Origin of the sequence: Paenibacillus sp. FSL F4-0087 (assembly GCF_038020215.1) — a bacterium.
Lineage (GTDB): Bacteria > Bacillota > Bacilli > Paenibacillales > Paenibacillaceae > Paenibacillus > Paenibacillus taichungensis.
In genome coordinates this window covers 82187-96377 of sequence record NZ_JBBODJ010000001.1, presented here as the reverse complement: position 1 = coordinate 96377, position 14191 = coordinate 82187, and the positions used below count along the sequence as shown (strand labels likewise).

13 protein-coding genes are annotated in these 14191 nt (G+C 46.8%); 11 read left to right on the top strand and 2 right to left on the bottom strand.

All coding sequences use genetic code 11. The features are described 5' to 3' along the window. Positions 1-186: 186 nt before the first annotated feature. Positions 187-2097 (top strand): AraC family transcriptional regulator, encoded by a 1911-nt coding sequence (locus MHB84_RS00395; RefSeq protein ID WP_076289664.1) that lies wholly within the window; start codon positions 187-189, stop codon positions 2095-2097. Positions 2098-2201: 104 nt separating this feature from the next. On the opposite strand, the gene MHB84_RS00390 is transcribed toward MHB84_RS00395, so the two are convergent. After that, entirely contained in the window at positions 2202-4196 is a 1995-nt protein-coding gene (locus MHB84_RS00390; RefSeq protein ID WP_076289665.1) for a beta-galactosidase, read from the bottom strand. Between the two features lie 192 nt (positions 4197-4388). Here MHB84_RS00390 and MHB84_RS00385 point away from each other — a divergent pair, with 192 nt between their 5' ends. From MHB84_RS00385 to MHB84_RS00360, 6 genes are all read left to right on the top strand, one after another. Beyond that, positions 4389-5228 carry a helix-turn-helix transcriptional regulator gene (locus MHB84_RS00385; protein WP_076289666.1) on the top strand — a complete coding sequence of 280 codons (840 nt, stop codon included), beginning with the start codon at positions 4389-4391 and terminating at the stop codon, positions 5226-5228. Positions 5229-5338: 110 nt separating this feature from the next. Further along, entirely contained in the window at positions 5339-6016 is a 678-nt protein-coding gene (locus MHB84_RS00380; RefSeq protein ID WP_076289667.1) for an SOS response-associated peptidase, read from the top strand. 249 nt (positions 6017-6265) lie between these two features. Further along, entirely contained in the window at positions 6266-7396 is a 1131-nt protein-coding gene (locus MHB84_RS00375; RefSeq protein WP_076289668.1) for an NADH-dependent flavin oxidoreductase, read from the top strand. A gap of 150 nt (positions 7397-7546) precedes the next feature. After that, positions 7547-8314: a DeoR/GlpR family DNA-binding transcription regulator gene (locus MHB84_RS00370; protein ID WP_076289669.1), complete on the top strand. Its 768-nt coding sequence runs from the start codon at positions 7547-7549 to the stop codon at positions 8312-8314. 19 nt (positions 8315-8333) lie between these two features. Continuing rightward, positions 8334-8792 (top strand): OsmC family protein, encoded by a 459-nt coding sequence (locus MHB84_RS00365; RefSeq protein ID WP_076289670.1) that lies wholly within the window; start codon positions 8334-8336, stop codon positions 8790-8792. 58 nt (positions 8793-8850) lie between these two features. Continuing rightward, the gene (locus MHB84_RS00360) at positions 8851-9441 is read left to right on the top strand and encodes a DUF2062 domain-containing protein (protein ID WP_076289671.1); all 591 of its coding nucleotides are present in this window, start codon (positions 8851-8853) and stop codon (positions 9439-9441) included. On the opposite strand, the gene MHB84_RS00355 is transcribed toward MHB84_RS00360, so the two are convergent. Continuing rightward, entirely contained in the window at positions 9419-10348 is a 930-nt protein-coding gene (locus tag MHB84_RS00355; protein ID WP_076289672.1) for an AEC family transporter, read from the bottom strand. The two genes, MHB84_RS00360 and MHB84_RS00355, sit on opposite strands and share 23 nt — an antisense overlap. A gap of 215 nt (positions 10349-10563) precedes the next feature. Between MHB84_RS00355 and MHB84_RS00350 the strand changes: the two genes are divergently transcribed. From MHB84_RS00350 to MHB84_RS00335, 4 genes are all read left to right on the top strand, one after another. Then, entirely contained in the window at positions 10564-11646 is a 1083-nt protein-coding gene (locus MHB84_RS00350; RefSeq protein ID WP_076289673.1) for a lactonase family protein, read from the top strand. Positions 11647-12046: 400 nt separating this feature from the next. Continuing rightward, a complete protein-coding gene (gene hxlA / locus MHB84_RS00345) occupies positions 12047-12679 on the top strand; it encodes a 3-hexulose-6-phosphate synthase (protein WP_076289674.1) in 633 nt (210 codons plus the stop codon). A 5-nt stretch (positions 12680-12684) separates the two neighbouring features. Continuing rightward, the gene (gene hxlB, locus MHB84_RS00340; RefSeq protein WP_076289675.1) at positions 12685-13248 is read left to right on the top strand and encodes a 6-phospho-3-hexuloisomerase; all 564 of its coding nucleotides are present in this window, start codon (positions 12685-12687) and stop codon (positions 13246-13248) included. A gap of 511 nt (positions 13249-13759) precedes the next feature. Further along, positions 13760-14119, top strand: a complete 360-nt coding sequence (locus MHB84_RS00335; protein WP_076289676.1) for a winged helix-turn-helix transcriptional regulator — start codon at positions 13760-13762, stop codon at positions 14117-14119. Positions 14120-14191 lie beyond the last annotated feature (72 nt).

Below are 14191 nucleotides of genomic sequence, written 5' to 3'. Positions count from 1 at the left end.
AAATCGTTGAGATCTCCCATAGGGGGATTTCGACGGTTTTTTATTTTCCAGTGCTAAAAGGGAAATGGACTTCAAAGTTATGAACAAGATTGTTATAATTGATAATCATTATCAATTATAAGTGAGTATCTCTGTCACAATGGTTGGGCATTGGGCGTGTTATATCGCTTAAGAAAGGAAGTCTATATGGGAATTCAGGATGATATCAAGCTGTGGGATCAGGTTCAGGTACGGGTGCTTGATGTCCGTCTTATATCATTAACAACGAACGAAAGTTATCGAAATTATGTATTACCAACCAGTGCATTTGTGTATGTAAATGGCAAGGGTCAAATTTGGTTGGATGAAGAGGTGTGGTCTACAGGCAAATTTCTATTGGTGCATGGAGGCAAAGGAAGGCGTCTTACGCTTGAAGCAACCGGAGTTATAGAGGTATATCTGATTTTCTACAAATCAACGCTGCCCTCCAACGTTCTTCTGGACTACCGGATGATGCTGTTACAGAGCAATCCCTTTGAACGTTCCTGGGGACTAGAGCCGGACACTGCGCTTCAGTTGCATGAACTTGTTCGGAATATACATATTTGCTGGACCCGACAGGACCAACTGGGTCTAATCCAGGTGAAAGGGTACTTCTTTCAACTGATACAGCTTGTATTGAACCAGCAGATACGAGTGGCATATGAAGGTCAACAACTTTCTTTGACGGATCAGGTTTTACGTTACATAACAACTCATTTTCGTGAATCGATCTCGCTTGATTCCCTTGCTCAGTCTTTGAATTACAGCCCGCAATATTTGTCACGAAAATTCAAAGAACAGACCGGCGTTACACCGACCGAATATTTGATCCGGTTGAGAATTGGAGAGGCTAGGTCTCTGCTGTCCGCTACGGAGGCTTCACTACAAGAGATTGCAACCTATGTGGGTTATCCGGACCCTTTTTATTTCAATCGGATTTTTAAGAAAGAGATGGGAATCACTCCAGGACAATATCGAGTGAAGCAGCGGGAGAACACGAGTGGAGTTTCAAAAAGTACAGTAAATGCAACAAATGAATCCATTGTAACAGGAGGAACAGAACGTTATCCTTTAATTGATGATGATTATCATTATCAATATAATGGAGATGAGGAAATCAACATGTTTAACCAGTTAAGATCAGCCATCATGTCACTAGTGCTTGTGTTTACATTAAGTGCTTGTGGGACAACCGGGCAAGAGGCAGAAACACCAGAGACTGCGGCTGAACCCGAACAACCGACAACGATGGAAACGAAAACCGTAAATACAACATTTGGAGAGGTGGAGGTTCCTGTACATCCAGAGCGAGTCGCTGCCATTGACTATTTGGGAACGGTTCTTGCTCTTGGTGTCAAACCCATTGCTGGAGGACAATTTCTCATGAATAGCCCTTATCTGGAAGGGCATTTGGATGGATTAGAAACGATCGGTGACTCCATTGAACAGCTCATGGAACTGGAGCCAGATCTTATTATTACCTTGAATCCAGACAAAGCGGCTTTTGAAAAATACAGCAAGATTGCACCAACAGTCTCTATTGCATCGATTACTTTCCCAACACTGAAGGAAGAGGTCACTTATTTTGGCGATGTACTTGGCAAACAGGCTGAGGCAAAGCAATGGCTCGAGGAATTCGATCAAGAGATTGCTAAAATAAAGCAGGAAGTGCATGACGTCGTTCCAGCTGATACTACATTCTCTGTGATGCAGGAATATGATCGCCAAGTATTTATTTTTGGCAATCAATCGGGCCGAGGAGGGCGTAACATCTACGAGTTGCTTGGTTTGCAGGCACCCGCAGTTGTACCTGCCGATTTAATGCAAGGCGCCTATCATGAATTTTCAATTGAGCTGCTCTCCAAATACGCAGGCGATTACATCATTCTGACGAGTGAATCAAATCTTGAAGCTTTACAGGCAGACCCTGTATGGGGGTCATTGCCTGCTGTCAAAAATGGAAGAGTGTACATATGGACTGAAAAGCAGTCCTGGTTCCGTGACCCAATTGCTCTCCTGAAACAGACACAGGATTTGGCTGAATGGATTATTAAAATGAATAAAGAAACACAATGAGGACAGGCTGTTTCTGCAAATTCTTTAAGGCCCGGATGCACTTGATGTGCATACCCGGGCCTTTTCGTGGTTCATTTTCTTTTAAGCTGCAGAGAGGTTACATATTATTGAATCTCCAAGATTTCGATATCATACGGTCCCAGTTCCAATCGAGGTCCTTTCATAGTTCCATCCAATGCACTGGTGTATGATGCTTGCAACGGAATGGAGACAGTTTCAGGACTTAAATTCAGGATGAAACGAAACGTTCCATTCGGTCCTGAGCGGGTTGTCACCTGGACACCGTCTGGTAGGGATTGCATCTCGGACAGCCCACATTGTTCAGCGATGGTTCGCAATAACTGGCTCAGATAAGCTTCATCCGGCTGGGTCGCCACATAATAGACAGCACCTTCACCCCAGTTGTTCTGGGTAACAGCTGCACTTTCGGCATAAAATTGATCCACATAAACTGCAATTGCCTGTGCCGTGTCCAGTTCCAACACATCAGCCCATTGTGAGGCAGCATATGTATTGCCCTTCTCATCCCGAATCTGAATTTGGTCAGCACCGATGGGATCATATTCGGCAACCCGCACGCCCGAGCAAGCAGATAACATACCTGGAAGTGGCGCCATGACACAGACGTTGTTATCGTTTTTGACACCGGTGCGATGCGTTAAGACCAATATGCCACCATCCGCTGCAAAAGCTTGCAGACGTTCTGCGGTGTTCTCGTCCAGCAGATACAAGTGCGGTGCGATGATGATTTTGTAGCCATCCAGCGCTTCCGAGGAATGAATAACATCTGTACTGATTCCCCATTTGGTCAGGGCACGATGCCATACTTTTATATTTTCGTAGTACTCCAGTCCTTCCGCCTGTGGCTGAATTCGTAGAGCGTTTAACTGATTATGCGAATGCAGGATGGCAACTTCGTTCTGCAATGTAGAGCCTTGAAGGCGTTCACCCAGACTGTTCACTTCGGTACACAATTGCTGAAACTCCTTGAACCGTCGCCCTGGAACATTGCTGTGATCAATTAGTCCATGCCAGAACTGTTCTGCTCCTATAGTGGCACTGCGCCAGCGGAAATGCACAACCGCATCCGCTCCACGGGCAATAGTCTGCCATGAGTAAGCACGCAAGAAGCCGAGCTGGGGTGTGCGCCACATCGGAAACCAGCATCCCGGAGGTCCGCTAAGTTGCTCCATAATCCAGAAATTGCGGCGTTTGATGCCACGTGTCAGATCTAACGACAAAGCACCACTGTAAGGTGCGGTGTCCGTTTTGTTCGGTGAAGGGTTGGGATAGTAATCAAAAGAGGCGAAATCCAGATCCTGACCGATTTTATATTGATCTGCCTTTTGCGGATAGCTATGAAAATTATGAGTGACAAAATGATCGGGACAGTTATGCCGAATGATCTCGATTTGGATGCTTTGAAAAGCCACAATAGAATCCGACTGAAAACGGGAGTAGTCCAGCAGGAACGAAGGATTCTGAAACGGAGAGCCGCCATATGGTGGCGTCACCTGTTTCCAATCGCTGTATTCTCCACTCCAGACAACCGTACCCCAAGCCTGGTTGAGCTGCCCTAATGAAATGTAACGGGCACGAACCCACTCGCGAAAAGCCTCTGAACAAGCAGTACACTGACAATCCGTGAAACTGAACTCATTATCAGTCTGCCAGCCAATCACAGCCGGATGTCCTGAATATCGCTCGCTCAGTTTCTGGACAATTCGTGCACTGTACGTCCGCATGCTCGGACTGTTATAACAGCGGTGACCGCGGACTCCTTCGTGGTACAACTGTCCACTTGCTAAGACCGGCAGAATATCAGGACATTTTTCAGTGAGCCAGCGTGGTGGTGTCATCGTTGGTGTACCGATCACCACCTGGAGCCCATTGCGATGAAGGGTATCGAGCGCCTGATCAAGCCATGTCCAATCGAATTGTCCATCGGCAGGCTCCATTCGACTCCAGGCAAATTCACCCACACGTACAATGCGTACACCACTATCGGCCATTAATCGGGCATCCTGCTCCCACAGATTAGGGTCCCAATGTTCAGGATAATAATCAACACCCATTTGAACAGGTCGGTTTTGGTTCATATATGTTACTCTCCTTTGGTCTAGAAAATAATGATTTTCTTGCACGGTCAAACCCGTGCTTAATGACTCCACTATCATCATCTTGTGGAAGAGTGTCGAGTCTATTTCATTTTATAATGGATAATGAGAGGGGAATATAATAACATGTTGCGATAGGGTATCATGATCTTGCTATTTCTGGGGGAAGAACATATGCGAAACCATTGGTTTATGCCGGAGCCCGGGCATGCAGGGTATGCATGTTATCCAGTAGCCTACGGAAGATATCTCGATCCAGAGCACAAGGAACATCGTCCGCACGGAATACGAGAGTATAATTTGCATCTGGTTTTCAACGGACAGGGTGAAGTGAGAACCGAGCAGGGCAGTGTTCGATTAACGGCTGGACAAGGTTTTCTATATGCGCCGGGACAGGCGCAACATTATAATGCCGATCCATCTGATCCCTGGGATATCAGATGGATTCATCTGCAAGCCCACGATCTGGAGCGGCTGCTAGGCTTGCGGAATTCGGATAAAGTGTGGCTCTTTTCATTCTCTGGAGAGGACCGTTTCGAGGAGCTGCATGAACAATTATGCCAGCTCGGTGAAGGTTATGAGAGTGTGCATGAACCGAAGTTGTCGGCGGTACTGTATGAGTTGCTAGTTGAATTGGCACGAAATTCGGAGTCCATCGAAGGGACGTCTTTACTGAACCATCAGGATACAATCCGCTCAACAGCCGATTATATTCGTCGTCACTGCACACAACCGCTAAGTCTTGCTGAAATGGCGGATATAGCTGGATACAGCGTGTATTATTTTAATCGCATGTTCAAGAGTATCATGGGTGTTCCGCCCGGCAGGTATCTGCTGGACTGCCGCATTCTGGCCGCAAAGAAAATGCTCGTAGACTCGGAACTATCCGTGAAACAAATTGCTTCTCAGTGTGGATTTACACACAGCAGTTATTTTATTCGTATGTTTCGGATGGATATCGGGATGACCCCGCAGCAGTTCAGGCTTCTCTATAGCTCAGGCAGTGGGAAATAGGAAGATTTCACACGATTACTAATGCTTTCTATACAAGCATGCATAATTTCCCTGCAATAACAAACAATACAATCAAATTCAATTCAAGCAGGGAAAGGAAGTGCCTGAGCATGTGTAACCGTTTTTCATTGGCAGCCGATTTGGATGAGGTCAGGGATCATTTTAAGATTCAACGGGTGATGTATTATTACAAAAACCGTTACAATATCAGCCCAACCCAGCATACACCGATTATTTTGCATCAGGATGGTGAGCGGGTATTGGACGAGTTCCGATGGGGATTCATTCCGTTCTGGGGACGCGATGCAGTTAACGCGAACCTTATGACGGTGCATGAGAATCCAGCCTATTACAAGCTGGTAGAGACGAAGCGTTGTGTTATCCCATGCAATGGTTTGTATTACTGGCGTCAGGAAGGCAAGAAAAGCTATGCGGTGCGTGTCGTTATGCCGGATCGCGGATTGTTTGGCATTGCGGGATTATACGAGGTATGGAAAGATACACGCAAACAGCCACTGCGCACCTGCACGATGCTGATGGCCGGAGCGAACATGGTTACACGGGAGTTTGGCAGCAAAATGCCGGCGATTCTGTCTGAAGAAGAGATCAATACCTGGCTGGATCCGGCGAACACACGTGTGACACAGCTGCTGCCGTTGTTGAAATCCTACAACAGTACAGAGATGAATCTGTATCCGGTTACTCCGATGGTAGCCAATGATGAGCATGACTGCTATGAATGTGTGGAAGAGATGGATCAGAAGCTGGCATACGTACGCAGTTACTAAGCTGAGCAAGCAGTTTTATGAGGCGGAGAGTCTAAGACACTCCGTCTTTTTGGGTTGAGAAAGAAGAAAAAAGTGTAATGGACAAAAGGCGGATAGTGAATGGATCAGTGAGCTTTAAGCATGGAATGGATATGGGGTGAAAATGAAAAGTTGCAATGTGTGTGAAACGTAACTATAATCATTACAGTAAGCGAACGCATATATTCATATATCTATTAAAAGAGATATTTAATCGGGAGGGAACCACGAATGAATCCAAAGTATAGCCAAATGTTTGAACAAGTTTCACTGCCAAGCGGCATTACGCTGAAAAACCGGATCGTGCTCGCTCCCATGACCCATATGTCCTCGAATCCAGATGGTACTGTCTCAGACGATGAACTTGCTTATTATGCACGTCGTACCGGCGGTGCGGGTATGTCTGTTACAGCGGTAACTCATGTAACTGCGAATGGAATTGGTTTTCCGGCTCAATTTGGTAGTTATGACGATAGTTTTATTCCTGGTCTGAAACGTCTGGCCGATACGATTAAGCAGCAAGGTTCCAAAGCCGTACTCCAAATTTTCCATGCAGGTCGTCTCACGCCGGAACAAGCGGTGCCAGCGGGTCAAGTTGCTGCTCCAAGTGCTGTTGCTAGTGAGCGTCCGGGATCTCCTGTACCAAGAGAGTTGTCTGACGACGAAATTACGTCCATCATCAAGGACTTTGGGGAAGCAACCCGCCGCGCCATTGAAGCTGGTTTCGATGGTGTTGAGATTCATGGTGCGAACGGTTATTTGATCCAGCAGTTCTTCTCTCCGCATTCCAACCGACGTGAAGATCGTTGGGGTGGAAGCATCGAGAAACGTCTCACATTCCCGCTGACTGTAGTGGATGAAGTCCAGAAGGCTGTAGCTACACATACGAAACTGCCGTTTATCGTTGGATACCGTTTCTCACCAGAAGAGCCGGAAACACCGGGATTGACCATGGAAGAGACGTATGCATTGGTGGATGCGCTGAAAGATAAAAATCTGGATTACCTGCATGTATCCGTCAACGAGTTCTGGTCCAAGCCAAGACGAGGAGAGGCAGATACTCGCTCCAGAATTGAATTTATCCTTGACCGTGTTGGTGGTAAAGTGCCTGTGATTGGCGTAGGAGCCATCCATACCGCTGATGAGGCAGCCGAAGCTCTTCAAAGTGGTGTGGCATTGCTTGCAATCGGTCGTGAGCTGATTATCGAACCTGACTGGGTTGAGAAAATCGAAAGCGGACGTGAGGAAGATATCGAGACGATTCTCACCAAATCGGATCAGGAACGTCTGGTTATCCCTGACGGTTTGTGGAATGCAATTATTCACACCCCGGGCTGGTTCCCTATGGCTGACGATAAATAAGACACAATTTCATTCGAAATAGAGGGAGCGTAAGCTCCCTCTTTTTTGCACCCTCTGCGCCCTTGATGAAATTCTCCTTCCGGGGTCACTGTGGTATGATGGGATGAACAGGATTCATCTTGGATAATCAACGGTTTGGAGTGAATGAAGATGCTCGTGGCTGAACGTTATGAGAAAATTGTGGAATGGGTAGATGCGCAGGGAAGCATGCGCGTAACCGAGCTTAGTGAGCGCTGCGGTGTGACGGAAGAGACGATCCGTCGTGATCTGGACAAGCTGGAGCAGGCAGGAAGGCTCAGACGTTCCCATGGCGGGGCTGTCAGCGTAAAATATAAAGAAGAGGGGCAGTCGGAAATCCCTTATCCGGAGCGGGCTGTAACTCATGCAGAAGAGAAACGCAGAATTGCGGACGAAGCGGTGAAAATGGTAGAGCCTGGTGACCGGATAGCACTGGATGCCAGTACAACGGCGTGGTATATGGCTGCTGGACTGCCAAACATCCCACTCACAGTGTTGACCAACTCCATTAAGGTCGCAGCGGAGCTGAGTAACAAGGAACAGATCCGTGTAATCGCGACAGGCGGGCAGCTTGCTTCGAAGTCCCTATCGTTTGTAGGGCCGCTAGCTGAACGGTCGCTTGATGCTTATCATGTGGATAAAGTTTTCTTATCCTGCAAAGGTGTACATCTGACCAAGGGCATCAGTGAGTCGAATGAATTGCAGGCGCTGGTGAAGCAGAAGATGATCAGCATAGCTGATGAAGTTATATTGCTGGCGGATTCGAGCAAGTTTGGCGTGCAGGCTTTTACAAGAGTGGCGGAACTCAGCAGTGTGGAAAAAGTAATAACTGATCTAGGCTTAGCTGAAGAACAGGTTAGTGCATTGAATGAACAATCCATAGCATGTGTCCGTGTCTAATTAGAAAGGAATGAATATAATGAAACATCCTTTTCATCTGAAAGCTACTTGGAATGGTGGACGTAACAGTGAAGGGCATATTGATGCAGGTGGGTTAAAAACAGTTATTTCGATTCCACAGGAGATGGGTGGCCCGGGCACCGGAACCAATCCAGATGAAATGCTGCTGGGTGCAGCGTCTACCTGTTATTTGATTACGCTGGCAGCAATGCTGGAGCGATCGGATATTACACCGAATGAGCTGACACTGGAGTCCGAAGCGACGGTGGATGTTACAAATAATATATTTACGTACGAACGGATCATACACAGACCTCGCATTGTGCTCAAAGCCGATGCATCTGATGCTGATGTGACGAAGGCAGAGCGCCTGGCACATAAAGCAGAAGAGTCCTGCATGATCTCCAGAGCGGTGGCAGGTAACGTTGCCATCCAGACACAGCCAGTGATAATAACAGCAGGCGTTAACGCGGTGTGATATACTGAAGAATAGGCGGCTTGAGCCGTCATTTGTGTAAGATAAGGGGAAGTTCGGTATGAACCTACAGAAAAGCAAAAACTCACGTTTTGCGCGTTTAACACGTGCTTTGAAGCTTAATTTTCTCAAATTGTTACGTGCTCCCGGCGGGGCACATAAAGTATCTACCGGATTTGCTTTGGGTTTTGGTTTGGAACTGATTGTTATTTCCACTGCATCACTGGTTTATCTCGTGTTCTATCCAATTGTACGTTTGTCCGGTGGCTCGCTGCCAGCGGCTATTGTCGGCAACGTGGTCGGCAAGCTAACATTCCTGCCCATCATATTGATGCCGCTTGCCAAGCAAATTGGTTCCTGGATATTGCCGGCGCACAGTATGGGGCAGGGGCTTGTTCATGAGAGTGCCTTTATGGAGCTGTTTCGCGGCAACTGGTCCGCATTAAGCGAACTATTGCTGGGTGGTTTGGATATTCTCGCAGGCATGTCCGTCTTTGGAGTCATCCTGGGTGTGATTTCTTATTTTGTCGTCAAATTCTTCTATGTCAGAGCACTCAACCGTCGCTTTGAACGCCGGTTGGAGAAACGCAAGCAGGCAGCGATGTCTCCAACTTCTGCTTCCGTGCTGATCAGGAAGACATCACAATCATAATCGGCAGAATGACCATGGAGGCAGCGGTTGTCCATAGAATACAGCGGGACACAAACTGCGGAGATGCATTGAATTGCTCGGCCAAAATGACTGCGTTCACTGCGGTTGGCATGGAAGCCAAGATCAGCAACACACTGAATAACGTTCCTTCTATCTGAAGTGCGGTTAGGATTAGATACGAAAGTACTGGTGCTGCGGCAAGCCTTACTACAAGTCCAGTCCAGAACGCTTTGCGAACATTAGGTTTCCAAGGTTCCACCGCACCACGTGGTCTGAGCATCTGTGCACCGAGAATGGCCAGTACGATAGGAGAGTAACCGGCTGCGAGCATGGAGACGCCTCCATCCAGTGCCATTGGTAAGCTCAGATTGGATGCACGCAGGATGATGGCTATCGCAGCAGCATAGATGGAAGGCATACGGAAGACGGACAGAATCGCATTTTTGACCGTGAATTCGGATCTGGCAGCAAAAAAGATACCTACCGTGTTTACAATGATCATCTGTCCGATGACATATACCGAAGCCTTATCCAATCCAAGCTGTCCAAAGGCAAGCAACACAAGCGGGAGCCCATAATTCACGCAGTTCGTAAACGTGGAGACAAGGGTGAGTCCCGCTTTTTCGCTTGCCCCAAGATGGAATACTCGGCTCAGCAGTTCAGCCAGTGCCCACAGGGCGATCAGATTGATGATGGAGAACCAGAATGTGCCGGTTACGTCTGTCCATGTAATATCAGCATGCAGCAGTGTATCAAAGATAAGCGCAGGGCTCAAAATATAGAGGGAAAAGGTCGACAGCGGCCGAGTATCCCAATTTTTGAAGCGTTTTAACAATATGCCTCCGATCACGGGAAGTGATATCGGCAGAAATACATGATATAACGTAAGCAGAAACGAATTAAACAACCGAATTCAGTCCTTTCTGGATGAAAAACCTATTTTATCATAGCAGAAGTTGACCTTTGTCGGAATGGATATTGGTGTTGGCTTATTTCATGAGCATATGTTTGAGGGCACTTCTTTGATGGCTGCACAGGGGCGGTGGATTGCTATTTTGATATGGCAGATTTATTATAGAAGAGGTGCAACCAGATTACATACACATAGAGGAGGAAACTGTAATGAGTGAATCAAAACGCTTGCTCGTATTGGTCGGCTCTTATGCCGAAGCGGAAAATGAGGGCATTTACGCATATGAATTGAATGAGGATACAGGTAACCTCTCCAAGCTTGATGGCATCTCCGGCGTGAAAAATCCAACGTTTGTAAACGTGGATGCTGAAGGTAACAAACTGTATGCGATCGGTGAGACGGCGTCTGCCGAAGGTAATAAAATGTCTGAAGCTGTAGCTCTGAGCATTGATCCTTCTACAGGAAAATTATCATTGCTGAATCGTCATGACTCCATTTCGGCTCCACCATGTCATATCCAACGTGATCCTTCCGGACGTTACTTGATCCTTTCCAGCTACCATGGTGGTCTGGTGGGTCTTCAAGCCTTGACGGATAACGGTGAAGTTGGAGCGCTTCTGGATGAGAAGAAACATGAAGGCAAAGGTGCGCATCCTGAACGTCAGGACAAGCCGCATGTGCATTCCGCGTTCTTTAGCCCGGATGGCAAATACATGATGGTACAGGATCTGGGTGCGGACAAAATCGCAATCTATTCCATTGATGCAGACAAGAATGAACTCGTACTGCACAGTGAAACCAAAACACATCCGGGTGCAGGACCTCGTCACTTGGCATTCCATCCCAATGGTCAATTCGCCTATGTTATTAACGAAGTAGATTCTTCCATTACAACTTTCCGTTATGATGCAGCAGCAGGCACATTGACAGAGGTTTCTACCGTGTCCACATTGCCTGACGGCTATGACGGCAGTGAAAACACAACAGCTGAAATCGCCGTATCAAACGATGGTCGTTTCGTATACGGTTCAAACCGCGGGCATGACAGCATCGTGGTATTTGCAGTAGACGCTGAAACAGGACATTTGAAATTGGTTGAGCATGTATCTGCTGAGGGTGAACACCCACGTCACTTTGCATTGACTCCGAATGGCAAATTGCTGATTGCAGCTAACCGCGATACCAACAATATCGTTTCCTTTACAGTAGATCAGGAGAGCGGGCGTCTGAAATACACAGGTCACAGCACAGGTGTATCCAAGCCGGTATGCGTGAAACCTGTTTATCTGTAAACCAAGGATTTGAATTAACCGAAAAGTTTAAATAAGTTTTCAGGATCAATATATGTGATCTTGTTGACCTGAAGCTTTGGAAAGACCCTGTCCTTGTGGCGGGGTCTTTTTTGATGAGAAGAGCACAGGAATTCGCGGGTGATCTCATATGTGGATTGTGGACGATAACTTATTTTCAAGATTTCGATTCATATAACAATGTAATTTAATCAATAGTATCGTGCAAGTAACTACCTGACTTCAAAGTGCGTACTTCCTGATCGGATAGTCAGGCTCTACAATGAATGAGTAGCCATGACAAACATTGCATGCATCTGAACTGGCTGTACGGTGCAGGCTAAATATTTTAACATCCTATACAGGATATACTCATACTCGAACATCAAAGGAGAAATGAATCGTGAAATTGCAATTGGCATTGGACTTGGTAAACATCCCTGAAGGTATTGCACTTGTTAAAGAAGTTGAACAATATATTGATATCGTTGAGATTGGTACGCCAATCGTTATTAATGAAGGTTTGCACGCGGTAAAAGCGATGAAAGAAGCATTCCCTAATCTGCAAGTTCTTGCAGACCTTAAAATTATGGACGCTGGTGGTTATGAAATCATGAAAGCAGCTGAAGCTGGTGCGGATCTGATCACTGTGCTTGGGGCAACCAATGATAGTACGATCAAAGGTGCAGTAGCAGAAGCGAAGAAACAAAACAAACAAGTTCTTGTGGACATGATCAACGTGCCTAATCTTGAACAGCGTGCTCGTGAAGTTGATTCGCTTGGCGTAGATTACATCTGTGTACACACAGGTTATGACCTGCAAGCTGAAGGACAAAGCCCGTTCGAAGATCTGCAAACGATCAAAGCTGCTGTGAAAAACGCTAAAACGGCTGTCGCTGGTGGCATCAAGCTGGAAACATTGCCTGAAGTGATCAAAGCACAACCGGATCTGGTGATTGTGGGTGGCGGCATTACGGGCCAAGCAGACAAAGCCAAAGTAGCAGCTGAGATGCAACGTCTGATTCAACAAGGGTAAGACAGATGAGCACAGGGCAATACGCAGTGGACATCTTGAAGGAGCTGGAACGTACGCTAAGCCAGATCGACGACTCGGAGATGCAGGCCATGGCGGAACATATTCTGGCTGCCGAACAGGTTTTTGTGGCAGGCGCAGGCCGATCCGGTCTGATGGGCAAGGCTTTTGCCATGAGATTGATGCAGATGGGGCTTCGGGTATATGTAGTTGGGGAGACCGTTACACCAGGAATCTCTCCGAAAGACTTCCTCTTGTTATGCTCAGGCTCTGGGGAGACAGGCAGTCTGGCAGCAATGGCTCAGAAGGCCAATAAAGCAGGTGCTCCTGTCGGTCTGATCACAATTAAACCAGAGTCCACCATTGGACAGCTGTCAGATACCTTGGTTCGTCTTCCAGCTTCTGCCAAAGAGGATACAGCGAGCGCCGGAGCCGAAGTGACCATTCAGCCGATGGGCTCCCTGTTTGAACAGGGGCTACTGCTGAGCATGGATGCACTGGTGCTCACCATGATGGAAATGAAGAGTATGACTGGAGCAGACATGTTTGGGCGTCATGCCAACCTGGAATAGACCATATGCCATAGACTTCATGAATTAGCATATATAAGTTGAACTAAACATCTACACAACAACGTAGAGGACAGAAATAAGCTGGAGAAGCGGAGCTAAAAGCTTTCTGAAAGAAAGCTACATCGGAAGCATACGCTTCGCCTTTATGACCAGATATTCACTTTTGATAAAGAGGATGAAAAAATCTGGGCATAACAGCGATCGGAAGATTGTTCTGTCATCGGAGTGGCTAGTGTAAATATTCATTAGTTCAACTTATAGATGGAAGACCGGAATTCCCTTAAACAAGTGGGAGTTCCGGTCTTTTCTGCTATTGTTGTCTGTGGTCTGATTCGGTCTGCTTAACATCAGGGTTGTACTGTAGTAGAATGTATACAAGCTGTATCGAGCCAATGAACCCGTTATATGATACAAGAGAGCGGCAAGTTCTCCTATTGCGGAGTGTTCTTGTGATATGCGAAATGCATTTTAGTGATAAAAGATTAAGTGGAAGAAAAGGGGGCTCGGAGCCATGGCAGCCGAAGTCAAGGAACGCATCAACTTGAAAGAGATCAACTGTGAGAAAGAATTGACCCTTGCTGTGATTGGCGGCAAATGGAAACTGATTATTTTATGGCATCTGGGTCTTGAAGGCACCAAACGTTTCAGTGAATTGAAGCGATTGATTCCTCATATTACCCAAAAGATGCTGACCAACCAGTTGCGTGAGCTGGAGGAAGACAAGCTAATTGAGCGCAAGGTGTATGCAGAAGTACCTCCTCGTGTGGAATATACGTTGACGGATCACGGACAGAGCCTGATGCCCGTGCTGCATGCGATGTATAACTGGGGTAAAAACTATGGTGAAAATGTAATTTGGAAATCAGAATAAGTTATAGTCAGAACGAACCGCCGGGTAAATGGATACTTCCATTACCCGGCGGTTTTTCTTTCCCCCTAATTC

Bases quoted from the DNA above. Each gene is read 5' to 3' on its own strand.
- MHB84_RS00395 (WP_076289664.1), top strand. From the start codon at position 187: ATGGGAATTCAGGATGATATCAAGCTGTGGGATCAGGTTCAGGTACGG.
- MHB84_RS00390 (WP_076289665.1), bottom strand. From the start codon at position 4,196: ATGAACCAAAACCGACCTGTTCAAATGGGTGTTGATTATTATCCTGAA.
- MHB84_RS00385 (WP_076289666.1), top strand. From the start codon at position 4,389: ATGCGAAACCATTGGTTTATGCCGGAGCCCGGGCATGCAGGGTATGCA.
- MHB84_RS00380 (WP_076289667.1), top strand. From the start codon at position 5,339: ATGTGTAACCGTTTTTCATTGGCAGCCGATTTGGATGAGGTCAGGGAT.
- MHB84_RS00375 (WP_076289668.1), top strand. From the start codon at position 6,266: ATGAATCCAAAGTATAGCCAAATGTTTGAACAAGTTTCACTGCCAAGC.
- MHB84_RS00370 (WP_076289669.1), top strand. From the start codon at position 7,547: ATGCTCGTGGCTGAACGTTATGAGAAAATTGTGGAATGGGTAGATGCG.
- MHB84_RS00365 (WP_076289670.1), top strand. From the start codon at position 8,334: ATGAAACATCCTTTTCATCTGAAAGCTACTTGGAATGGTGGACGTAAC.
- MHB84_RS00360 (WP_076289671.1), top strand. From the start codon at position 8,851: ATGAACCTACAGAAAAGCAAAAACTCACGTTTTGCGCGTTTAACACGT.
- MHB84_RS00350 (WP_076289673.1), top strand. From the start codon at position 10,564: ATGAGTGAATCAAAACGCTTGCTCGTATTGGTCGGCTCTTATGCCGAA.
- hxlB (WP_076289675.1), top strand. From the start codon at position 12,685: ATGAGCACAGGGCAATACGCAGTGGACATCTTGAAGGAGCTGGAACGT.
- MHB84_RS00335 (WP_076289676.1), top strand. From the start codon at position 13,760: ATGGCAGCCGAAGTCAAGGAACGCATCAACTTGAAAGAGATCAACTGT.